Origin of the sequence: Acidiphilium rubrum, assembly GCF_900156265.1 — a bacterium.
GTDB classification, from domain to species: domain Bacteria; phylum Pseudomonadota; class Alphaproteobacteria; order Acetobacterales; family Acetobacteraceae; genus Acidiphilium; species Acidiphilium rubrum.
Genome location: NZ_FTNE01000005.1, coordinates 16,944 through 37,567 on the forward strand (window position 1 = coordinate 16,944; position 20,624 = coordinate 37,567).

Genomic DNA, 20,624 nt, shown 5'->3' on the forward strand with positions numbered 1-20,624 from the left:
TTCTGTCAAGATAAATCCCGCCGGGAAGCTATGAAAGTTTCCCTCGATGAGTACCACAACCGACACGCCCCACCCGCCTATACGCCGCTTCCCCGAGCATCCGCGCAAGCCGCAGATCACCGTGCGGCCCAAAACCCCGAGCCGCTGCATTTTCCGCCGCTTGGCCTCGATTGAGAACCGCCTGCTTCGCCAGATCGGGGAGCGGAACTGATGGCCGAACTTACGATAACCGAATGGAAGCCCTTGCGTCGCAACTCGCTGCGCGGATTTGCAACCGTTACGCTGCCCAGCGGGATGATCCTTCACGAAATCCTGATCCACAACACGCCAGATGGACCATGGGCTGCGCCGCCCTCGAAGCCCATGATCGGCCGTGATGGCGTCGCAATGAAGGACGCGGCCGGCAAGGCACGCTACTCCCCCATCATTTCGTTTGCCGACAAGGCCACCCGCGAGCGCTGGTCATCCGCAATCATCGCCGCGTTGCTGGCATCCTATCCCGACGCATTGGCAGGCGGCGCAGAATGACCAACGGAAGGAACGCCGAGATGGCGCACCAAATCGACACGAAAACAGCCGATCGGCTGGGCAAAGTATTGAACCTGCTCGGCTCGAATCATGACGGCGAGCGCGCCACAGCTGCGGCGAAAGCTCACGCGATCCTGACCGGCGCCGGGCTGACCTGGCCGGACCTGATAGGCGCCGCGCTACAGAAACCGCACCGGCCGCCCGAATTTGGGACATGGCGGCAGACTTGCCGCGAGTGCCTCGCACGCGACAAAGACCTACGGCAATGGGAGCGCGGCTTCCTAAACGATCCGCCAAAGTTTCAGCGCATATCAACGAAACAGCGGTACTGCTTGAACGAGATCGCAATCCGCCTCGGCATTCGGGAGCGCAAATCATGAGCGCGGCCAATGATCTGCGGGACATCAATTTCGGCGTCCTGATGCAGCCCGTTGCCGTGGCGCTGCTCGGTGAGCCGAACCGTGCCCTGTCAAACCGCGCTGAGATGAGGTTCGGCTCGAGGGGCTCGCTTTCGGTGGCGATCGCCGGCCGCAAGGCGGGTTGCTGGGCAAACCACGAAACCGGAACGGGGGGCGGCGTTCTCGACCTCATCCGCGTCGCAACCGGACGGGACGATCCGATAAAGTGGCTGCACGAATTTGGGTTTCTTGATGGCAGCCACCATCCGGCAGATCGCCCGGCTTCGGCCCCGACGCCCGAACCGCCGCGGCAGGCCGAAAACCAAGACTCGATCCGCCTCGCTCGCCATATCTGGCGAGAGGCGACCAGCCCAGCTGGCACGCCGGTCGAAACCTATCTCGCATCACGCGGGCTCGCGCTCCCTGCTGATGCCCCAATCCGGTTTCATCCTGCATGCCCGCGCGGGCCGGAGAGATTGCCGGCCATGGTAAGCCTCATGACTGATCCCGTCACCGCGTCGCCGTGCGGGGTTCATCGAACCTTCCTGCGTCGCGACGGCACCGGCAAGGCTGACGGACAATCAAAAATGATGATCGGCAGCGCTGGCGTGATCCGCCTTGTCCCCGACGATGAAGTCACGACCGGCGTAGGGTTCGCTGAAGGCATCGAGACATCGCTCGCCGTCATGCAGCGCGCCGGCTGGTCGCCCGTCTGGGCAACCTGTTCAGCGGGCGGGATTGCGAAGTTTCCAGTGTTGCCGGGGATCGAAGCAGTCACGGTCTTCGTCGACATGGATGACAAGGGCGCCGGCGTTCGGGCGGCATACGAGTGCGCTGATCGCTGGCGTGAGTTTGGGCGGGAGGTCGCTATCTCAAAGCCACCGACCGGCACCGACTGGCTCGATGCCCTCAGCGGGGAGGCGGCATGATGGATCACCGGACGCCAGACGATATTTTGCGCGACGCGGGCGGCACATTCGAGAGGTTTTACCCGGGCGATGGCGGCCCCGATGCACAGGATGCGCGTGGTGCGGGACCGGATGCGGGACCGCATGCGCGACCGGATGCACCCGGCGCATTGATGCCGATCAACCCGGCCGACCTCGAATATACGCCCGTCCCCGATCGCGAATGGCTCATCCCGGATTGGCTCGGGGTCGGGTACGTGACCGGCCAATATGGCGACGGCGGCGTCGGCAAGGGTATGACCGCGCAAGCCCTGCAAACCGCAACCGCAACCGGCACCGCCTGGCTGGGCTACGCAGTGAAGCCCTGCCGCTCGATCGGCCTCTACTGCGAGGATGACAACGATGAGCTGCACCGCCGGCAGGATCGCATCTGCACCGCCAATGGGGTGAGTTTCGGGGATCTGGAACCAATGCGCTGGATCAGCGGCGTGGGTCACGACAACACGTTCTGCACCTTCACCTCGGATGGTAAAATGCAGGTGAGCGCGCGCTACTACGAAGTCGCTGAGATCGCCAAAAACCACGACGCGAAGCTGATAATCCTCGACAACGTGGCTGATCTGTTCGGCGGAAATGAGAATGATCGAAATCAGGTGCGCCGGTTCATCAACCTTTTGAACCGCCTCGCCCTCGATCGGGGCGCCGCCATCCTTCTGAACTGCCACCCATCCCGCGCCGGACTCGCCAGCGGTAGCCTCGATGGCGGTTCAACGGCCTGGTCGAACAGCATGCGATCCCGCTGGACGCTCGCCAAGGCTGTGGTCGATGAGGATGGCCAAGACGATGGCGAACGCGTTCTGAGCCGCGCCAAAGCCAACTACGCGCCCGATGGCGGCACGATCAAACTGCGATGGGCTGGCGGCGTCCTGGTGCCTGTCAACCGTGAAGGTGGACTATCTGGGACCGCCATCAGGGCGATGGTCGAGGATACCTTCTTGACGCTGCTCGATCGATGCGCGGCACAGAATTTATTCCTATCGGAATCGCGCAACGCAGGGAACTACGCGCCAAAGGTATTTGCCTCCCGTCCCGATCGCGAAGGGTACACCAAGAGGGAATTTGAAAAGGCCATGGCGTCGCTTTTTGCCAGCCGGAAAATCATTGTCGAAGACTACAAACGGAACCGGCAAGCCTTCAAGCGCATCGCTCGCCAACCCGACGAAGAGGGGGAGGAATGATGCCCGAAAATTCGTTGCGTACATGGGTGCATCCGGTGCATCCGGTATGCTGTAAGTCATTGATATTGCTTGCGGCATGGTGTCTTGCATCCGGTGCATCCGGTCATGTGTAAGTCATTGATTTCATTGTGCATTAGGTATGCCGCGATGTGTCCCCCCATACCCCCCCTAACCACATGCGCCCCCTCGGGGGGTGGCGCAGTGGTTTTTTACAGGGGGCGCAGCCACCGCCCGCGGCGTGTTTCACCGCAATGCTGGACCGGAGAACGCGACGATGTTTGGCGGCAGATGAGCGTGGGGGCGCGGTGACGTGAGGCGCACCAAACCACCACCGCCATCGCGCCCGAAACACCGCACCCCGGAGCAGGCGGCCGTCGACCAAATGCTGGAACGGGTAAGCAGGCGCTTCGACGTGGCTATTTCCCGCGCCGAACGCCTAGAGCGCGCCGGTCCAAACATCGTTGACCTGACCACGCGCCGTCGACCAGCGAAGCAGACCCGCGGCGATGGCAATGGGGTGGCCTAACCTGAAATAATGGGGCGTGTCTACTGTTGTCGTTAATTGTCTACTGTTGTCGTTTACTATTGCTGTTGATTAACAAAACTCATGAAGGTATCTTATACTTATGAAAGCCGTAGCAAGCATCTCCATCGACCGGCCGCTGCTCGATGAAGTGGACAAAGTCGCAGCGTCGAACCACGCACCCCGCTCATGGGCAGTTTCGCGCCTGATCCGCGCCGGGCTCGAGCATGAGCCGATGCGCCACACCGAACCCCGCCGGCCCATCGCCGGCGACCAAACCGGGAGCGAAAATGTTCGCTAAGCTCAGCTCAAAACCTGACCCCGCGCACCCCTTCGCGCATTTCCTCGGCCTGCCGCGCAAAAAAACGTTCACGCCGATTCCAATCGGCGGCGCTGGTGGCAAGACTGCGCAGGATGGGCGTGCGCCGGAAACCCCGAAGCCGGCCGGCAAGACCAGCTCGAGGGGCGCGGAGGCGGAGCGCGCGCCGTTCAACTTCGCCCATCTTGCCCCCACCAATGATCGCCTCGGCCTGCACCGCGCCGCCGATGCCAACCGCGCCGCGCACGCTGCCGACACGGCGGAGCAGGCCGCAGACAACGCGGACCGGGCGATGGCGCTCCGCATCGTTGCCGCCGGCAAAGCTCGCCGCGGTGAAGCCACCCCATCAACCGGCCGCGCTCCCGCCGCTCCACCAGTGGCGCAGTCGGAGCGTGCCGATCGCGATCTGGCCATGATGATCGTTGCCGCCGGCAAGAAGCGCCGCGGCGAGGCGTAACCCGCCGCGCGCAAAACCCTTCCACACCTACCCTGACTGGATCCACAAATGACCACCGAACAACTCACTGAACTCCGCCCCGCCGGCGCAACCGTTGCCGATATCGAGGCCGCGCTTGCCCGCATCGTCATCGAGCGCACCGCCATCGCGGCGCGCCTCAATTCCGCGCATGCCGATCGCTCCCGCCTGGCCACCGAGGGCGGAACCCCAAAGCAGCGCGCGGCCATCGATGCCGCAATTGCCGATGCGTCGTTTGACTGGGAGCAAGTCGATCTGCTCGAGGCGGAAGCCAAGGCCGCTCTCGGTCCCGCCCGCGAAGCTGAAGCCGATGCAACTGCCGAGCGCGCCGTCATAGCGGCGATCGAGGCCGAACAGCGGTGGGCTACATGGCTCGCCACCAAATATCCCGGCCTGGCCGCTCAGATCGCCGCCGGGATTGCCCTCGACAAGGCTGCCTTGGCCGCCCGCGCCGTCGCACTGAAATCATCGCCCGAGGCGATCGCTCGCCTACCCGAGCGTGCGCTGGGGTTCTGCGGAACGCGCCCGATCGGCATCGCCGGCGCCGTGCGCCTGCCAGCCACCGAGCCCGGCACCGCCCCGATCGCGTGGGGAAAAAGTGAACTGATTTATTGAGGAATTTGAAAATGACAAACGAAACTTTCATCGTTGCGGCGCGTCGCACCGTTCAAGCCGAGGGCCGCACGTTCGGACCCGGTGACGAAATTCAACTGCCGCCTGCCGACGCCGCACAGATGCTCGCAGCCGGTTTCGTGCATCGCCCCGGCGAGGCCGTTACCTACCCGGTGCAGATCAACATGCGACCGCTCGAGGGTAATCCCGCCGGCATTGGTCATATCGGTCCCGTTCGGTGATCCCGTTTGTCGCACCGCACGCCGCCACGATGCGGATATTCGACGAGCCCGGCCCGCAATTTGCCGGGCTGGGTAGTGCCGTTATCGCGATCGCCTGCCGGCCACGCGTGCCAAGCCTGCACCGCGCGAAACACTGCCCGTTGTCAACGATGACGTTCAAGGGTTGTGTGCCGGTTGGCGGATGGCCGCTGTTCTTGTCAGCGATCAACGACACCACCGAGGGCGCGTTAGTTTGGCTTAACTTTAGAACCCACGACGATGCCATCCGTTTTTCACGCTACCTCGAAAACAACGGCATCGCCCGCGTCGACAATGCGGGCGATCTGCATAAGCCGACGATGGCACCACGCCACCATAGCACCGCGATCATCGCTGCTTAATCTGGTGATGGTCAGAGCAATCTGGTGATTGTGACCATGTCATCGTCAGTCATCAACCATCAATCGTCATGATCGTCGTGACACTGAAAGCAGAAACCATGCACTGCGATGAAGCCACACAGATGAGCGCTGGGAAGGTTGCTCAAGCGCTTGTCTGTTTCAGTCATGACGATGGCGATGATGGCTCAGGGGCGTCTCTGATGGCGGGGAGTGGCATTCTGGACTTGGATGGGCCTCGGGGGAACTTTGGGTCCTTCCTGAGCATTTTGCATCGGGGGCATTTCCCGTGCGCTTTCTTTCGCTAGCCACAAAAAACTTGCAAGGGGGTGATAATAATTTTCGCCCAAAATTCTGAGGGAATTCCTCAATTTTTTCGGGGAATTTCCCCGCTCAAAATCTGCGCAGATCGCGCTGAAAGGTTGACATGGCCACGCAATCGGAAGTCGCCGCGCATCTCGGCATCGGGCAATCCGCAGTCGCAAAACTGGTCGACATGGGAATTTTTCCCCGCACCGCGCGCCGTGGCCTCGACCTGGATCAATGTCGCGTCGCGTACCTTGGCAGGCTTCGCGAGGAAGCGGCAGGCCGCGCGGCGCAAGGCGATGGCGAGGAACTCGACCTGGTGACCGAGCGCGCCCGATTGGCGAAGGAGCAGGCCGATCGGATCGCGATGGAAAATGACCTCACTCGCCGCAACGTGGTGCTCATCGAAGACGTGGTGAAAATCGTATCACCCCTACTCTCCAACCTGCGGACGCGCCTGCTTGCCATCCCAGCAGAGTGCGCCGTCGCATTAGCAGGCGTGAAGTCTCCCGCCGCGGCTGAGGCGATCGTCATGCGGATCGTGATCGATGCGCTCACCGATCTGGCATCCGGCACCACGGCGATATCCGATCACTGCGGCACCGATCACAACGCCCTGGCTGACGTGGCACGCCCTGACGCATCGCCGGCACCGACACGCCCCACGGCCGCCAGCAAGGCCACCAGCGCCCGCGCCAAGGCCACGGGTGCCCCCAAGGGCAGCGGCAAGCCGACCAAGGCCGCAAAAGCCACACAACCCCGCAAAGGACCGCAACCATGACCGACGCACCAGCGCACCAAGGCTCGATCGTCGCGCCTCTGGTGATCGACACGCCTGCGGGCGAATCCCCGGCATCCGTGCGGGCCGATGCAGAGCGGATTGAGGCCGACTGTCGCGCGATCGCTGCCCAGCTGCACCGCGTCGCCTCCATGCCCGGCGCCGATCGCGAGGCCGCAACCTGGGCAGAATGCGGCGATCTGGTCATCGAGCTCGCTGTCATGAAGGCGAAATTGATCCGCGCGGGGGACATGCGGCGGCTTAGCGAGGCGGCATCGGCCGAATTGGCAGGCTTCGATGATTTGCTCGATGATCCGCGCGGCGCGATCGAGCCCGAAACCCGAACGGCCCTCGCCGCCGGCATTGATCGCCTGCAGACCCGGCTGATCGATCTGCCGTTCGCCCTTCACCGCCGCACCGCCTGGCAGGAGTGCCTGGACGAATTGCGGCGCATGCGGGGAGCTTCGCCATGATCGCCAGCCACCACCATGCCCAGCCTGCCGTCGCACCCCACCACGGCCGCGCCGAAGCCGCCATGATCGGTCGCCTCGCCCGGGTGGTTGACGCCCTACGCTGCGTCGCGGCTGCCCCGGGATCAACATCTGCCCAGCGTATCGCCGCGCGCGCCGTCGCTGAGCTGGTCGACCGCGCCCTGGCCGCATCAGCCGGTGAGCATGCCGCCGCGCGCGTGGTGTGGCTGATCGAGACCGCGACCGAGATCGAGACGATCATCGTCAGAAATTCAGCGTGCGGGACCCCGGACGCGGCTACAGCGGGAGAGATGGCGATATGACCACGCCAATAAAGCGGCGCCGGTGGCGGGAAACGAAGGCGGACGTGCGCAAGCTCATTCGGAATGCGACCGATCACGCAACCGCGCGCGCGGCGGAACCGGACGGGGCCTTATCCGAAGCGTTCGCGCGCGCGTTGCTTGCCGTCGAGATCACGGCGATGGGGCATGAGCGAACCGCGAGGGAGACGGCGCGCGAACTGATCCGGCGGGGCGTGCCCTGCCATCATCCGGGCGGCTCTGACGGGGCTTTGGCGGATGACCTGGCGACGATCTGGGAAGCCGCAACCGCCTCAGTTTTGGCGATGTATGGCGATGCCGCGATGGTCACTGCCGAAACGCTGGCGAATATCGAGCTTTACCTTGCCCCGGAGCAAGGGCAGGCGATCAACTGACCACGCTTGCATTTTCATTGTCGCCACCACGGAATTATGCGACATTTCATTGCTACCGCGTCGTGATGACGCCGCATCCCATCGAAGGAACCGCCGATGACTGACAACACCCTCCGCGTCAAAATCACTGCCCAAGACCGCGCCGCCAAGGTCATTGAGGACCTCGAAAACCGGATCAAGCGCCTACGGCCGCCGACGATGCAAGCTGCCGGCGCGATGGGGCACGTCAACGAAACTACCACGCGCCTCGAGCGCTTCGCCAAGGGTCGCACGCTGCCGCTGGCATCCGAACACCTCAAGCGCATCAGCCGGGACGCATTCGGCGCGTTCCGCAACATCGGCCGGCTCAGTGCCGAGATGGGCGGCCTCGGTGAAGTGCTGGCGGGCGGCACCGTACTTGGTGGCCTGGCCGCCGCGGCGATCCTGACCAAACGCTGGGCCGATCAGGGGATGCGGCTGGGCAATATGTCGGCGAATATCGGCATATCGCGCGGCGCGCTCATCCGCTATCAGCGCGTCGGCGCGCTCCGCGGCGTGTCCGGCGAAGCGGTGGGTAGCAGCCTCCAAACGCTGAACCAAGACCTGTTCAACGCCCGCATCGGCAACGACCCGCGCGCCGTGCAGGCATTCGCCGCCCTCGGCATTCATGCCGGCATCCATAGCGGCCATCTGGAATCGGCGACGAAACTGCTGCCGCAGATCGCAGACAAGATCAGGGGCATGACGCCGCAGGGCCAACAGGCCACCGTGCAGGCGCTTGGCCTGTCTCCCGACATCCTGCCGCTGCTGCGCATGGGTGGCAAAGGCATCGAACTGGCAGCCGCGAAGCTGAAAGCGCAGGGCCTCACCACGAATGCCTATGCGGGGTCGACGCATCTTTACAAGGATTTCTGGAAACTCGACAACGCCGCCATCGAACTGAGCAACACCATGGCAAAGCGCTTCGAGCCCGCCCTGGACGATGCCGTGCGGGGCCTGACCTGGTTCGTCAACTTCCTGAATGGCGGCTCTCCCGTTCCGCCGCACCCGACCGCGACATTGCCCGATGTCCGCAACCCGGCACTGGCGATGAAAAACATGGGAGGCGCTGCCGCCGGCGCGCGCGCTGCCCCGCTTCCCCCCGGCATCGGCGCACAGGTCCGCGCACAAGCCAAACTCCGCGGTCTCGACCCGGACTGGATGACCGCACTCGCCCGTCAGGAAGGGGGCACCGGCAAAGTCTCATCCGCCGGCGCGATCGGCACGATGCAACTCATGCCCGGCACCGCCGCCATGGAAGGCGTGAACCCCTACAACCAAAAGCAGAACGTCATCGGCGGCGAAGGGTATTTTCAGCAGTTGCTCGGCCGGTATCACGGCAACTACGCCGTCGCCACCGCCGCCTACAATGCCGGCCCGGCCAACCCCGGCGTCAGATGGTTTGCCGAGACGGGCAGTATGAGCCGCCTGCCGGATCAGACCAAGCAATACGTCATGAGCATCGAGGGCATGGACAAGGCCGCCAACGCCCGGAACCTTTCGCCCGAGGTCATGAACACCCTAGCCGGCCTCCGCGCGCAACAGGGCAGTGTGAAGGTCGATATCAACCACACCAACGCCCCGCCCGGCACCACGACGCGCGCCACGGCCAGCGGTGCGGCATCCATGGGCGGCTTGCGCATCAGCACGGCCATGCCGAACCAGGCTTACCCCTAATCGAGATCGGCGCGCGTGGTGGTGGATCGCAGCGCGCGCACGATGCCGGCCGGGTGGGGCTCCATCACTTCACCCGGCCGCTGCACCCCATTCCGTCCGAGGCCGCATGAAACGAACCCCCGAAACTGACTTGCTCGACCCGCTCGACCAGCTGCACGCCGATGCAGAAAACCCGCTCATCGCCCCCAGCCGGCGCGTTGCGGCGCGTGTGGCGCTACGTGAACTTCGCGAGGCCGATACCGAGGCTGATCGCCGCGCGCTGATGGCGACGATCACCCGGACCCTACGCGCGGGGTGATGGCGTTCACCGGATATTCACCCGGGCCGCGTAGATTGGCGATGGCGCCCATGGCCTGCCGGTAAGGCGCGCGGAAATATTCCTGCCGTGCCGCTTCTTGGCGAGGGGAGAACAATATCGCGGCCATGGGCGCGCTGATCGCCGGAGGGGTCGCTACGCCTGCGGAACTCCACGGCGCCGGGAACATTTGCCATCCACCCATCGCCGCGAAGTCGCCACCCTTGCGCACGACGAAGCCAAGCAGGGGGCCATCATCACCGCACCCCCGGCCAATCACCCCGCCATCACTGGCCTATGCCCGCCGCGCCTGGGACTCGGCCCATCCGGTGGTTGCGCCAATGTGGGCCAAGGGCCGCCGCGCCTGGACTTGGGCCATATGCGGTTTCACCTCGGCATGGGCTAAGCCCGGCCGCAGATCGACCGCGTGCTGACCGAGATGAAGCAGCATCAGCGCGGTGCAGCCGGCGGTGCGCTCGACGTGCTCGACCCGCTCGAGCAGGCAGCGCAGCCGAGTGCGACCGATGCAGATTGATCTGCCAGCGATCGACCGCATGCAGATCGAACGGCGCGCGATCGATGCCGAGAGGGCCGCCCGGCTGGTGGTGGTCGCTGAGAGACCGATGGCGCCGCCATCGCACCGGATCGCCGCCCGGGTCGCGCTACGGCGGCATCGGAAGGCACTGGACGCGGTTGCCGGCAACCAGGTGGTGAAGCGCACTCTGGAAGCCCGCATTGCTTGCGGCGAGATGATCGGGTGGCGCGATCAGGTGCGGGCGGGCGCTGGATCTCGATATGCCTGTAGTGGAGTAGATCGGGCGTTCTATCATCATCTACCCAAGCCGTAGCTCTTTCATCCTAATCTCGGCGGCTTGGGGTGACACTTGAAACCTTGCAGCCATTGCAGCGTAGGACTTTTCGCCGCGATTGAAGGCTTCCCGCACAAGCTGGGCCGGCATCAATATGCTAGCCGCATACTTATTCGCTTGCACCTCATATTCATCCGACAGCTTGCCGCCGCTGCGATACATCGCATCATCGGTCACACCATCACCGATCAAATCCCGATGCAGCACATAATGGGCGATTTCGTGGGCGAGGGTGAACCGCTTCCGGTTCTCGCCATCGCGTCCATTGACTTCGATGCGGTAGCGAGGGCCGTCTCGCTTGATGCTGCCCAAAACTGACGGAGACATGTCAAGCCGCTGCACCACGAACAGGCCCAGCCCGGCGGCAATGCCGTGAAGGTCAACCGGCGCCGAACGCAGAAACCGTCCGACGATTTCGATTGGGGATTCGCGCTCTTGTACGGCTGACATATCAGGCTTCCCCTGCTGACGAAGGCGCGTGATCGTTAGAGGCGTTGGCAATCGCTTCCCCATCGATCGATGACTGGTCTCTCATTTGTTCTACCGCCATTTGAACCTGTCGGGGAAGTATTTCGTCAACACGCTTAACCGCATTTTCGGTCGCGCTTTTGACGGCCTCGCTCTTAATCTGGGCATATCCCACCACGCCGGCAAGAGCCAGTATAATCGCCAGGGCAGCCAGCATGACCGCAACCGCCGTCAGAATGATCGTCACGAAGTCGGCGGAACGCAGAGACGCGCCGGCCGGAGAAAGTGGACCGTACGACGGAATGAAGGCAATCGCCTCTATCGCAGCCACCAGAAGCGCCGCCATGACGACGAACGCAACAGCTTGGTTCAACTTGTTCATCCGCTTCAACTCGCTCATCCACCCCACCGACGCAATCCCACATCAACGCCATCATAATGCGGATCAGGAGGCGTTCGGCGGGGCCGGGGACTGGTCATTGCGGGGGCGGATGTATGGCGACCAGGCGCTGCCGGAGCTGGACTAGCGGCGCCGGCGAACCTGCAGAGTAGTCCGCTGGGGTGCGGGCGATGAGCGGGCCGGGGGTGGCGAGGAGGCGGGCGGGCAACTGCGGCATGCTGCTCGCCGGCCGTGGCTGGTCAGTGCAGGCGACCCGCACCACTGGCGACTATGGCGCCGATATCGTTGCTGAGCGCGATGGCGTGCGCCTGGTGGTGCAGTGCAAGCGATGGAGCAATGCCGCGGGCGTTACGGCCGTTCAAGAGGCGCATGCAGCCATCGCGTTCTATGGGGCTCATCGAGCGGCCGTGATGGCGACCAGCGGCTTCACGCGCGCGGCCGAAGCGCTGGCAGGCACAACCGGCACGGCGCTGATCGTACCGGGGCGGCATGACCTCGACCGAGTGCTGGGGCAGTAGAGCGGGGCCGCCGCGCCGCTGGCGATCGACCCGCCCATCATCGCAGCCGACACCTCATCACGCCCTGACACGCCCCTGATAGGCATTCGCCAGCACGACGCCTGCCGCCGGCGCACCGTACCGCCTGCACCGCAACGCCGCGCCACCGCCCCTATGAGCGTGCCGCCCGGCACCGTGGCCACCAGCCGGTCTATCTCGATGCCGGTGATCGCCCTCACCCGGCACCACGCGCGACCAGATGCCAACCCGCACCAAGGCGACGGGATAGGGCAAGCCGGGCCTCGCGTGACAGATCGGGCATGTCCGCATGGAGCCATGAGAACGGATTATGAACAAGGCGCGGAACGGATCGGGGTGGTGCAAACGGGCGAATAATGTTGCGGGGGCAGGACCGGCAACGTCAACAGATCAGAAACCAGATGCGCGGCCGTGCTGCCGATCGAGCGCGGCCAGCTGCATCTCTACGGTTCATCCGCCTTACCGCCATGCTTCACCACGATCAGCGCGTCATCGTCGAGCGGGCGTTGCAGTGCCAACGCCTCGGGGGCCGGCGCGTTCATCCATGTGTCGATCTCATCGGGCGTGGTCAGGATGACCGGCATGGCTTTGGGGTGATACCGTCCAACCACCTTGCTGGGCTCTGTCGTCAGGAAGGCGAACAGGTCATTCGTGGTCTCGCCTTCCTTCAATTTCCGCACCGAAGTCCACCGGGTCCATATCCCGGCGAAGCACGCGAGCGGGCGGAGCTCATCGAGCGCAAACCAGATGGGCGGTTTGGTCCCATCGGGCATGGTCTCGTTTTCCGAAAAGCTGGTGAAGGGCACGACGCAGCGATGCTCGATCCCCAGCCAGCGACGCCAGTGCGGCGAGGCGACGTTGCGGACATTGGTAATGCCCGGATCGGTTTTTTTGCCTTTGAGCGCGAAGGCCGGTGAGGGCATGCCCCATCGCGCCATTGTCAATTCACGCTCGCCCTGGTGGTTGCGCACGATCGGCGCCGCATAGTCTGGAAAGACGCCCGGCAACGGCGGCAGGTTGCCTGTCGTATCGCGCATGGCCCGCGTCAATTCACGGATGGCCGACTGCCCTTTGGCGATGCTGTAGAGGTTGCACATGGATCAGGCTGGGCTCGCCGGTTTCGCCGGCGGCGTCGGGTGCCCTGGCAGATGCAGCCATGCCGGCGGATGGCCTCGGGGGACCGTCAAGCCCGGATCGATCTTGTTGACCAGCAGCAGGACCAGCAGAACCACGACCAGCGCGGCGAGTACCCCGCCGAACAGCCTGACGGCAGCCACGATCAGCAGCACCGCCGCGACCACCAGCAGGATTGTCTGCACATTCGCCGGAATGCCGATGGCGCTCATCATGCGTGCCAGCAACCCATCGATGTACGCGACGAAGTCCATCACCAGCCCGGCGATCGCCAGAATGACCGAAATTATGACGTTGATCGCGTTGTTCATCGGCCGCCCCTGTTTTTGCTGATGGTATATGGGGACGGCCGGGGGCTTTCGGCACTTTTGGCACCCGCGACTCTGAGGGGTAGCGAAAAATCCCGCGCGCTGGTGGCGTGGCGCACGATCCAGCCAATGCCGCGGCGCTTCGAACGCCCATCACACTACCGTTACGGCAAGCAATATCAGCGAGCGTCTGGCACTGAAAAAATATCTATGCGGTAGCTAGGGTTTTTTGTGGCTTGTGGATAACCTTGGGAAACCCTTGAAAACCTTGGCGGACCCGACGCGATTCGAACGCGTGACCTTTGCCTTCGGAGGGCAACGCTCTATCCAGCTGAGCTACGGGTCCACGGGGTGTTCCTAGCCGGGTTTTGCGTGGGGTTCAATGCTGGGCGGTGAAAATCATGGCGTTCGTCGCGGCGTCCGAGCCCAGGGGGTGCTCGGGGTGCAGGATGAAGCCGATGATGTCGCGGGTTGGCGTTGCGCGTTCGTGGTCGAGCAGCATCAAATGGTAGTCGGGCTTGTAGTATGCGGTGCGGGCATTCGGTAGGGCGTGCCAGCATGCGGCCATGGCGGATTTCGGGATCAGCTGATCGTGGCCGCCGTATAGGATCAGCGCGTGGGCGGGGGCGAATTTTGCGCAATCGGCCTGAGCCTCGCCCATCAGGCGGGTCAGGCCGGCGAGGGTGGCAATTCTGGTGGCGTGGATCGTCAGCGGGTCGTTCGAGAACGCGATCAGCGCTGGGATGTTGTCGCTGGCGCGAACCGCCGCCTGCCGGCCGGTCAGCCGTAGCCAGGGGACGAAGGTGTCGGCGACGGCGAGGCTGGCGCGCAATGGCCAGGCGAGTGCCGTGCCGCCCCATACCGCGGGGGAGATCAGGACATAGGAGGCGATGTCGGCATCGCCCTGCGCGCCGAGCACCAGACCGATCGCGCCACCCATGCTTTCGCCCATCAAGGTGAGCGGCACGCTGGGGTAGCGCTGGTGCAAAATGGCGGCCATCTGCCGCGCGTCGCGCACCAGGCGGGCCGAGCCGGGCCAATCGCCGCGGCCGGGGGCGGCACCGAAGCCGCGCTGGTCTGGCGCGAACACCGCGATGCCGGCGGCGGCGAGGTGCGGCGCGGGCATCGCCCAGGCATCGCGGCTGTCGTTGAAACCGTGCAGCGCGAGCACCACGGCGCGGGGCGGCTGTTTCGGCAGCCAGTCGCGATAGGGCAGGGCCTGGCCGCTGGCGAGGGTGAAGTAACCATCGGTGATGATGGGGTGCCGCGCCGATGCCGTGGGGACGCGAAACGGTGCGGCGCACCCCGCCAGAGCGAGGCTGATCAGCAGGCATAATCCGGCTCGATAGGCATTCACCACGAGATTCGGTATCATGGATCGATCACGCCAAGCAAAGAGGGGTTCCATGCCGGACGCGCGCATTTCGCCTGCCACCGAGAGTTTCGAGGTTCACGATCGCGTGGTTGCCTGCGATGGCGGCGGTGAGCCGCTGGGGCATCCGCGGGTGTATTTGAAAATCGAGGATCGGTCGGTCAGCTGCCCATATTGCTCGCGCCACTACGTGCTGGCGGCGGGTGCGCCGGCGGGCTCCGGGCATTGAGCGGCACGCGCCTGGTTCTGGTCGACGGCTCGGGGTTCATTTTCCGCGCGTTTCATGCCTTGCCGCCGATGACCCGCGAAGACGGCACGCCGGTGAACGCGGTGTTCGGCTTCTGCAACATGCTGACCCGGCTGCTGAAAGAGCACACCGGCACGCATCTGGCGGTGATTTTCGATGCCGGGCGGACCACGTTCCGCAACGCGATCGACCCGCGCTACAAGGCGCAGCGGCCGGAACCGCCGGAGGAGTTGATCCCGCAATTCGCGCTGGTGCGCGATGCGACCCGGGCGTTTTCGGTTCCGGCGATCGAGCTGGACGGGTTCGAGGCGGATGATCTGATCGCGAGCTACGCCGCGGCGATGCAGGCGGCGGGTGGGGAGGTGGTGATCGTTTCGTCGGACAAGGATCTGATGCAGCTGCTCGGCGCGGGCGTGTCGATGCTCGACCCGATCAAATCCATCCCGATCGGGCCGGACGAGGTGATGGCGAAATTCGGCGTGACGCCGGCGCAGATGATCGATGCCCAGGCGCTGATGGGCGACTCGGTCGATAACGTGCCGGGGGTCGCCGGCATCGGGCCGAAGGGCGCGGCGCAGCTGATCGGTGAATACGGCACGCTCGAGGCGATTCTGGCGGCGGCGGCTTCGGGGGCGATGAAGCCGAGCAAGCGGCGCGATGCGCTGGTCGCCCATGCCGAGGATGCGCGGATTTCGCGCCAGCTGGTGGCGCTGCGCACCGATGTGCCGCTGCCGCTGCCGATCGAAGACCTGGTGCTCGCCGCGCATGACGATGCGGCGCTGCATGATTTTCTCGATGCGCAGGGGTTCAAGAGCATCAAGGCGCGGCTGGGGCTCGATGGGCTGGCGCGGCGCCATGATGAGCGGGCGGCACCGGCGGCGCCGGTTGCGGCGCGCGGGGTCGAGGCGGGGTTTGGTCCGTATGAGACGATCGACACGCCGGCGGCGCTGGCGCGGTGGGTTGCTGCGATCCGTGCGGCCGGGCTGGTTGCGATCGATACCGAGACGACGGATTTGAACGCGCGGCGGACGCGGCTGGTCGGGATTTCGCTCGCGACGGCGCCGGGCGTTGCGGCCTATATTCCGTTGGGGCACGAGCTTGGTGAGCAGTTGCCGCGCGGGGCGGTGGTGGAGGCGCTCGCACCGGTGCTCGGCGATCGAGCGATTCTCAAGATTTTTCATAACGCGAAATTCGACCTGCATGTGCTGGCCGGTGCCGGGCTCGCGGATGCCGCGCCGATCGATGACACCATGCTGATCTCCTACGCGCTCGAAGCTGGGGCTCATGGGCATGGCATGGATGAACTCTCGGCGCTGCATCTGGATCACAAGCCGATCGCCTATGACGAGGTGACCGGCACCGGGCGCAACCGGATCAGTTTTTCCGCCGTGCCGATCGAGCGGGCGACGGCCTATGCCGCCGAGGACGCCGATGTCACGCTGCGGCTGTGGCAGATGCTGCGCCCGCGCCTGCGCGAGGCAAAGGCGTTGGCGCTGTACGAGATGCTGGAGCGCCGCCTGGTGCCGGTGCTGCTGGATATGGAACGCGCGGGCATCATGGTCGATCGGGACGATCTGGTTGCGATGTCCGCCGAGTTTGCGCGGCGGATGGATGAGATTCAGCGCGACATCGAACAGATGGTCGGGCATGCGTTCAACCTTGGCAGTCCGAAGCAGCTGGGCGAGATCCTGTTCGACGAGATGAAACTCCCCGGCGGCAAACGCACCAAGACCGGTGCCTGGGGCACCGATGCGGCGGTGCTCGATGAACTGGCCGAGGTCGGGCATGAATTGCCGGTGCGGATTCTGGAATGGCGGCAGCTGCAGAAGCTGAAATCGACCTATGCCGATGCGCTGGTCACCGAAATCGATATCGAGGATCGGCGGGTGCATACCAATTTCGCCCAGGCGATCGCGGCGACGGGGCGGTTGTCGTCGAACGATCCGAATTTGCAGAATATTCCGATCCGTACGCGCGAGGGGGCGCGGATTCGCCGGGCCTTCATCGCGGCGCCGGGGCATGCGCTGATCTCGGCGGATTATTCGCAGATCGAGTTGCGGCTGCTCGCGCATGTCGCGGATATTCCGGCGCTGAAGGCGAGCTTCATCAATGGTGAGGATATCCATGCGCGGACCGCCTCCGAAGTGTTCGGCGTGCCGATGGAGGGGATGGATGCGGCGACGCGCCGGCGGGCCAAGGCGATCAATTTCGGGATCATCTATGGTATTTCCGCGTTCGGCCTCGCGCGGCAATTGGGCATCGAGAACGGCGAGGCGAAGCGGTATATCGATGCGTATTTCGCGCGCTATCCGGAGATTCGCCGTTACATGAACGAAACGCGGGAGTTCGCGCGGACCCATGGCTATGTGGCGACGCCGTTCGGCCGGCGCTGTTATGTGCCGGGGATTGCCGACAAGAATCCGGCGCGGCGGAGCTATGCCGAGCGCCAGGCGATCAATGCGCCGTTGCAGGGCGGGGCTGCGGATATCATCAAGCGGGCGATGGTGCGGCTGCCGGCGGCGATTGCGGCATCGGGGCTGACGCTGCGGTTGCTGTTGCAGGTGCATGACGAATTGTTGTTCGAGGCGGCGACCGATCAGGCGGAGCCGGCGGCGGCCCTGGTGCGCGGCATCATGCAGGAGGCGGCGGTGTTATCGGTGCCGTTGCTGGTCGAAGCCGGGATCGGCGGCAACTGGTCCGACGCGCATTGATCAGCGTCCCGTTGTGCGGCCTTGGCGATGCAGGCCGAGGCGCAGGCGGGCGAGGGCTTCGCCGATCGGGCCGTCCGGCAGGGCATCCGGCCCGGTGAGCGGCGGGGGTTCCGTGGTGATCGCGGTTCGGCGTGATTTGGTGCGTTCGGCCGGTGGGCGGGGCATGTCGATGAAGCGGAGGCGGACGATGGTGCCGCCGCCGAGGGCGAGGTTGATCCGTGCGATCAGGTCGGGGGTGCGGTGCTGGAGTTCGAGCGCGTCCGGCCCGGTGCAGGCGAGGGTGAGGGTGCCGGCAGCGAATTTGACCGGCAGGCTGCGGGACGCGATGTCGGGCCCGGCGATGGTCGACCAGTCTTCCACCAAAGTAGCCAGCGCCATGCCCCGCCGGTGCAGGGCGGGGCGGACGACGGGGGCGAGCAGGGCCGCGATGCCGCGGGGCGCGTAGTGGCGTGGCGGCTCGACAGGCGGCGGTTTTGTCGCCACTGAGCGTTTCCGTGAACCCTGCTCCGCCATCCGCTGCCGCTCTGCTCCGTTGGTATCGCACCCATCGCCGGGTGCTGCCGTGGCGTGCCACCGATGGCGGGCGCCCTGATCCGTATCATGTCTGGCTCAGCGAGATCATGCTGCAACAGACCGTGGTGGCGACGGTGATACCCTATTTCGGGCGGTTTATCGAGCGCTATCCGACCGTGGCCGATCTGGCTGCGGCGCCGGATGATGATGTGCTCGGGCTGTGGGCGGGGCTTGGCTATTATGCGCGGGCGCGGAATTTGATCGCCTGTGCGCGGGCGGTGGTGGCGGCGGGTGGATTTCCGGCGACGATCGATGGTTTGCGGGCGTTGCCGGGGATTGGCGCCTATACGGCGGCGGCGATCGGGGCGATTGCGTTCGATCTGCCGGTGGTGCCGATCGATGGCAATGTCGAGCGGGTGGCGGCGCGGATCGGGGCGGTGACGACGGCGTTGCCGGCGGGCAAGGCCGAGATCGCGCGGGTTGCGGCCTGGCTGGGTGAGCATGCGGCGGCGCGGGCGGCGCCGGGTGATTTTGCGCAGGCGTTGTTCGATCTGGGGGCGAGCCTGTGCGCGCCGCGATCGCCATCGTGCCTGGTCTGTCCGTGGCGGGGGGATTGTGCCGGTCATGCGGCGGGGATTGCGGCGACATTGCCGCGCAAGGCGGCGCGGGCGCCGCGGCCGGTGCGGTTCGGCACGGTGTTTTTGTTGCGTGATGCGGATGGCGCGATCGGGTTGCGTCGGCGGCCGCCGAAGGGGTTGCTCGGCGGCATGATGGAATTGCCGGGCACGGTGTGGGAGGCGGCGATGCCGGATGCGCCGCCGCCGATGCGGGCGGCGTGGCGGGATGCGGGGGTGGTGGTTCATGTGTTCACGCATTTCGAGTTGCGGCTGCGGGTGATGGCGGCCGAGGTTGCGGCGTTGCCGGAGGGGTTGGTGGCCGCCGCGGTCGATGCGCCGTTGCCGAGCTTGATGCGCAAGGCCGTTAGCATGGGGCTGGGCGGTCTGGATTAGGCGCGGGTTCTTGCGTTTGGGTTGTTTGGGGTCAACATGGCGCATCACTCCGGAGAGATTTGATGAAACGACGTTCGGCGATTGCTGCTTCGGCGGCGGCTTTTTGTGCTTTTCCCGCGGCATCTGCGCGGGCGGGTTCGGGGAGCGCGCTCGATGCTTCGGTGGTGCGGATGAAACTTCAGAAGGGAATTACCCCGGATGTCGCGGTCGATTGCCTGAAGCTGCGGGCGAATTTGCGCAATATGAAGCAGGTTGGTTATTTGCCGTTGTCCAAGCAGGTCGAGGCGATGGTGGGCAAGCCGCAGAAGCTGACCGAGGTGTTCTTGTTCTGCAATCCGTTGATCGCGATTGAGATGGTTGCCGCCAATATCGATTTCGCGGCCTATCTGCCGTGCCGGATTACGCTGACCGAGGATGAGGCAGGGGGTTTTTGGCTGGTGATGCTCAACCTGACGCCGCTGATTGCGCAGATCCCCGCCGGGTCGGCGCTGCGGGCCAAGGCTGAGTCGGTGAATGATATTTTGATGAGCATTATGCATGCGGGGGCGGCTGGAGAGTTGTGAGTTTAGGGTTAAGGGGAAGGGAAGGCTTCTTTTTTGGAAAAAAGAAGCAAAAAACTTTCTGACTCAGGGGCACGGGCGTTTCCACCGGCACGAACCCAAATTAACAAAGTTTTTTTTGCTTCTTTTTTGTTCACAAAAAAGAAGAACTTCCCTTGTCTTTTTGTGTTTTTTGTTGCGTTATCGTAACGAAAAAGACGTGCGAAATCATGGCCCCTTCCGCCAAAGTTTTTTGACGTTGAAGGAGGGGATGAACGGCTGGTGCCAGGGCGGCACGGGCGGTGGCGGCGGGCCGAGGATTTCGTGGAGTTGTTCGGGCGTGAAGTCGATGCTGCCGTCGGGGTTGATTTTGTATTGGTCCATGAAGCTGGGCTGGCGCTTTGGTTTGCGGATGCGCTTGGGCCGGGGCTTGGTCGATTTGGGGCGTTTGATGCTGGGTGGGTAGCGCAGGCCGAGCATGGTGTGGAGCGGGCGGAGGACGCGGCCGAGGCTGGGGTGGGTGGCGAGCAACGCCTGGACGATGGGGTCTTCCATGAAGTGCTGGAGTTCGAGGCGGGCGTTGGCACCGGCGACGATGGGGGCGGCTGGGCCGTTGGGGAGCAGGCGGATGAGCCAGG

At 64.6% G+C, this 20,624-nt stretch carries 29 protein-coding genes, 1 tRNA gene and 1 pseudogene; 23 read left to right on the forward strand and 8 right to left on the reverse strand.

Going from position 1 to position 20,624, the window contains the following annotated elements; translation table 11 throughout:
* The first annotated feature begins 46 nt into the window (after nt 1–46).
* The 17 genes from BW994_RS19550 to BW994_RS19090 all read left to right on the forward strand — a co-directional run bounded on the left by BW994_RS19550 (nt 47) and on the right by BW994_RS19090 (nt 10,727).
* A complete protein-coding gene (locus tag BW994_RS19550; RefSeq protein ID WP_156038156.1) occupies nt 47–211 on the forward strand; it encodes a hypothetical protein in 165 nt (54 codons plus the stop codon).
* Nucleotides 211–528 (forward strand): hypothetical protein, encoded by a 318-nt coding sequence (locus tag BW994_RS05160; RefSeq protein ID WP_029313062.1) that lies wholly within the window; start codon nt 211–213, stop codon nt 526–528. The genes BW994_RS19550 and BW994_RS05160 overlap by 1 nt, the downstream gene beginning before the upstream one ends.
* Entirely contained in the window at nt 525–908 is a 384-nt protein-coding gene (locus BW994_RS19085; protein WP_029313063.1) for a hypothetical protein, read from the forward strand. The genes BW994_RS05160 and BW994_RS19085 overlap by 4 nt, the downstream gene beginning before the upstream one ends.
* Nucleotides 905–1,855 (forward strand): DUF7146 domain-containing protein, encoded by a 951-nt coding sequence (locus BW994_RS05170; protein WP_051657527.1) that lies wholly within the window; start codon nt 905–907, stop codon nt 1,853–1,855. Before BW994_RS19085 ends, BW994_RS05170 begins: the two co-directional genes overlap by 4 nt.
* Nucleotides 1,852–3,072, forward strand: coding sequence for an AAA family ATPase (locus tag BW994_RS05175; protein ID WP_081849177.1), 1,221 nt, complete (start codon nt 1,852–1,854; stop codon nt 3,070–3,072). Before BW994_RS05170 ends, BW994_RS05175 begins: the two co-directional genes overlap by 4 nt.
* 626 nt (nt 3,073–3,698) lie before the next feature.
* A complete protein-coding gene (locus BW994_RS05180) occupies nt 3,699–3,896 on the forward strand; it encodes a ribbon-helix-helix protein, CopG family (protein WP_029313066.1) in 198 nt (65 codons plus the stop codon).
* Nucleotides 3,886–4,371, forward strand: a complete 486-nt coding sequence (locus BW994_RS05185) for a hypothetical protein (RefSeq protein ID WP_029313067.1) — start codon at nt 3,886–3,888, stop codon at nt 4,369–4,371. Before BW994_RS05180 ends, BW994_RS05185 begins: the two co-directional genes overlap by 11 nt.
* 48 nt (nt 4,372–4,419) lie before the next feature.
* Nucleotides 4,420–5,004 (forward strand): hypothetical protein, encoded by a 585-nt coding sequence (locus tag BW994_RS05190; RefSeq protein WP_029313068.1) that lies wholly within the window; start codon nt 4,420–4,422, stop codon nt 5,002–5,004.
* Between the two features lie 11 nt (nt 5,005–5,015).
* Nucleotides 5,016–5,243, forward strand: a complete 228-nt coding sequence (locus BW994_RS05195; protein ID WP_029313069.1) for a hypothetical protein — start codon at nt 5,016–5,018, stop codon at nt 5,241–5,243.
* Between the two features lie 140 nt (nt 5,244–5,383).
* On the forward strand, nt 5,384–5,623 hold the full coding sequence (locus BW994_RS19890) for a VOC family protein (RefSeq protein ID WP_217696438.1): 240 nt from the start codon (nt 5,384–5,386) through the stop codon (nt 5,621–5,623).
* Between the two features lie 424 nt (nt 5,624–6,047).
* Complete coding sequence (locus BW994_RS05210; protein ID WP_051657529.1) at nt 6,048–6,707, forward strand: hypothetical protein; 660 nt, start codon at nt 6,048–6,050, stop codon at nt 6,705–6,707.
* Nucleotides 6,704–7,177 carry a hypothetical protein gene (locus BW994_RS05215; RefSeq protein ID WP_139333998.1) on the forward strand — a complete coding sequence of 158 codons (474 nt, stop codon included), beginning with the start codon at nt 6,704–6,706 and terminating at the stop codon, nt 7,175–7,177. Before BW994_RS05210 ends, BW994_RS05215 begins: the two co-directional genes overlap by 4 nt.
* Nucleotides 7,174–7,497: a hypothetical protein gene (locus BW994_RS05220; protein ID WP_029313074.1), complete on the forward strand. Its 324-nt coding sequence runs from the start codon at nt 7,174–7,176 to the stop codon at nt 7,495–7,497. Before BW994_RS05215 ends, BW994_RS05220 begins: the two co-directional genes overlap by 4 nt.
* A 44-nt stretch (nt 7,498–7,541) precedes the next feature.
* Nucleotides 7,542–7,889, forward strand: a complete 348-nt coding sequence (locus BW994_RS05225; protein WP_139333999.1) for a hypothetical protein — start codon at nt 7,542–7,544, stop codon at nt 7,887–7,889.
* A gap of 96 nt (nt 7,890–7,985) precedes the next feature.
* Nucleotides 7,986–9,584, forward strand: coding sequence for a phage tail tape measure protein (locus BW994_RS05230; protein WP_051657530.1), 1,599 nt, complete (start codon nt 7,986–7,988; stop codon nt 9,582–9,584).
* A 106-nt stretch (nt 9,585–9,690) separates the two neighbouring features.
* Nucleotides 9,691–9,882 carry a hypothetical protein gene (locus tag BW994_RS05235; protein ID WP_029313077.1) on the forward strand — a complete coding sequence of 64 codons (192 nt, stop codon included), beginning with the start codon at nt 9,691–9,693 and terminating at the stop codon, nt 9,880–9,882.
* Between the two features lie 521 nt (nt 9,883–10,403).
* Entirely contained in the window at nt 10,404–10,727 is a 324-nt protein-coding gene (locus BW994_RS19090; protein ID WP_139334000.1) for a hypothetical protein, read from the forward strand.
* Here the strand turns inward: BW994_RS19090 and BW994_RS05245 are convergent.
* Together BW994_RS05245 and BW994_RS05250 are read right to left on the reverse strand one after the other, a co-directional pair.
* Complete coding sequence (locus tag BW994_RS05245) at nt 10,713–11,198, reverse strand: ImmA/IrrE family metallo-endopeptidase (RefSeq protein WP_029313079.1); 486 nt, start codon at nt 11,196–11,198, stop codon at nt 10,713–10,715. The genes BW994_RS19090 and BW994_RS05245 overlap by 15 nt on opposite strands.
* A 1-nt stretch (nt 11,199) precedes the next feature.
* The gene (locus BW994_RS05250) at nt 11,200–11,562 is read right to left on the reverse strand and encodes a hypothetical protein (protein WP_217696439.1); all 363 of its coding nucleotides are present in this window, start codon (nt 11,560–11,562) and stop codon (nt 11,200–11,202) included.
* Here BW994_RS05250 and BW994_RS19895 point away from each other — a divergent pair.
* Nucleotides 11,561–11,743, forward strand: a complete 183-nt coding sequence (locus BW994_RS19895; RefSeq protein ID WP_217696440.1) for a hypothetical protein — start codon at nt 11,561–11,563, stop codon at nt 11,741–11,743. The two genes, BW994_RS05250 and BW994_RS19895, sit on opposite strands and share 2 nt — an antisense overlap.
* A 58-nt stretch (nt 11,744–11,801) precedes the next feature.
* Nucleotides 11,802–12,134 carry a restriction endonuclease gene (locus BW994_RS05255; protein WP_076454393.1) on the forward strand — a complete coding sequence of 111 codons (333 nt, stop codon included), beginning with the start codon at nt 11,802–11,804 and terminating at the stop codon, nt 12,132–12,134.
* Between the two features lie 461 nt (nt 12,135–12,595).
* On the opposite strand, the gene BW994_RS05260 is transcribed toward BW994_RS05255, so the two are convergent.
* The 4 genes from BW994_RS05260 to BW994_RS05275 form a co-directional block, all read right to left on the reverse strand.
* A complete protein-coding gene (locus BW994_RS05260) occupies nt 12,596–13,249 on the reverse strand; it encodes an SOS response-associated peptidase (protein WP_029313082.1) in 654 nt (217 codons plus the stop codon).
* A gap of 3 nt (nt 13,250–13,252) precedes the next feature.
* Nucleotides 13,253–13,597 carry a hypothetical protein gene (locus BW994_RS05265; RefSeq protein ID WP_029313083.1) on the reverse strand — a complete coding sequence of 115 codons (345 nt, stop codon included), beginning with the start codon at nt 13,595–13,597 and terminating at the stop codon, nt 13,253–13,255.
* Between the two features lie 266 nt (nt 13,598–13,863).
* A tRNA-Arg gene (locus tag BW994_RS05270) sits at nt 13,864–13,940 on the reverse strand.
* A 33-nt stretch (nt 13,941–13,973) separates the two neighbouring features.
* The gene (locus tag BW994_RS05275) at nt 13,974–14,969 is read right to left on the reverse strand and encodes an alpha/beta fold hydrolase (RefSeq protein WP_051657531.1); all 996 of its coding nucleotides are present in this window, start codon (nt 14,967–14,969) and stop codon (nt 13,974–13,976) included.
* Nucleotides 14,970–15,000: 31 nt separating this feature from the next.
* Between BW994_RS05275 and BW994_RS05280 the strand changes: the two genes are divergently transcribed.
* Nucleotides 15,001–15,195: a zinc-finger domain-containing protein gene (locus BW994_RS05280; protein WP_245594188.1), complete on the forward strand. Its 195-nt coding sequence runs from the start codon at nt 15,001–15,003 to the stop codon at nt 15,193–15,195.
* Nucleotides 15,192–17,924 carry a DNA polymerase I gene (polA, locus tag BW994_RS05285; RefSeq protein WP_076454395.1) on the forward strand — a complete coding sequence of 911 codons (2,733 nt, stop codon included), beginning with the start codon at nt 15,192–15,194 and terminating at the stop codon, nt 17,922–17,924. The genes BW994_RS05280 and polA overlap by 4 nt, the downstream gene beginning before the upstream one ends.
* Here the strand turns inward: polA and BW994_RS05290 are convergent, their stop codons facing one another.
* Nucleotides 17,925–18,407 carry a DUF721 domain-containing protein gene (locus BW994_RS05290; RefSeq protein WP_029313087.1) on the reverse strand — a complete coding sequence of 161 codons (483 nt, stop codon included), beginning with the start codon at nt 18,405–18,407 and terminating at the stop codon, nt 17,925–17,927. It abuts the gene before it with no gap.
* Nucleotides 18,408–18,418: 11 nt separating this feature from the next.
* Between BW994_RS05290 and BW994_RS05295 the strand changes: the two genes are divergently transcribed.
* Together BW994_RS05295 and BW994_RS05300 are read left to right on the forward strand one after the other, a co-directional pair.
* Nucleotides 18,419–19,447 carry an A/G-specific adenine glycosylase gene (locus tag BW994_RS05295; protein WP_029313088.1) on the forward strand — a complete coding sequence of 343 codons (1,029 nt, stop codon included), beginning with the start codon at nt 18,419–18,421 and terminating at the stop codon, nt 19,445–19,447.
* A 62-nt stretch (nt 19,448–19,509) separates the two neighbouring features.
* A complete protein-coding gene (locus BW994_RS05300; protein ID WP_029313089.1) occupies nt 19,510–20,010 on the forward strand; it encodes a DUF302 domain-containing protein in 501 nt (166 codons plus the stop codon).
* 204 nt (nt 20,011–20,214) lie between these two features.
* Here the strand turns inward: BW994_RS05300 and BW994_RS05305 are convergent.
* Nucleotides 20,215–20,624: pseudogene (locus tag BW994_RS05305) on the reverse strand (hypothetical protein); the annotation flags it as partial.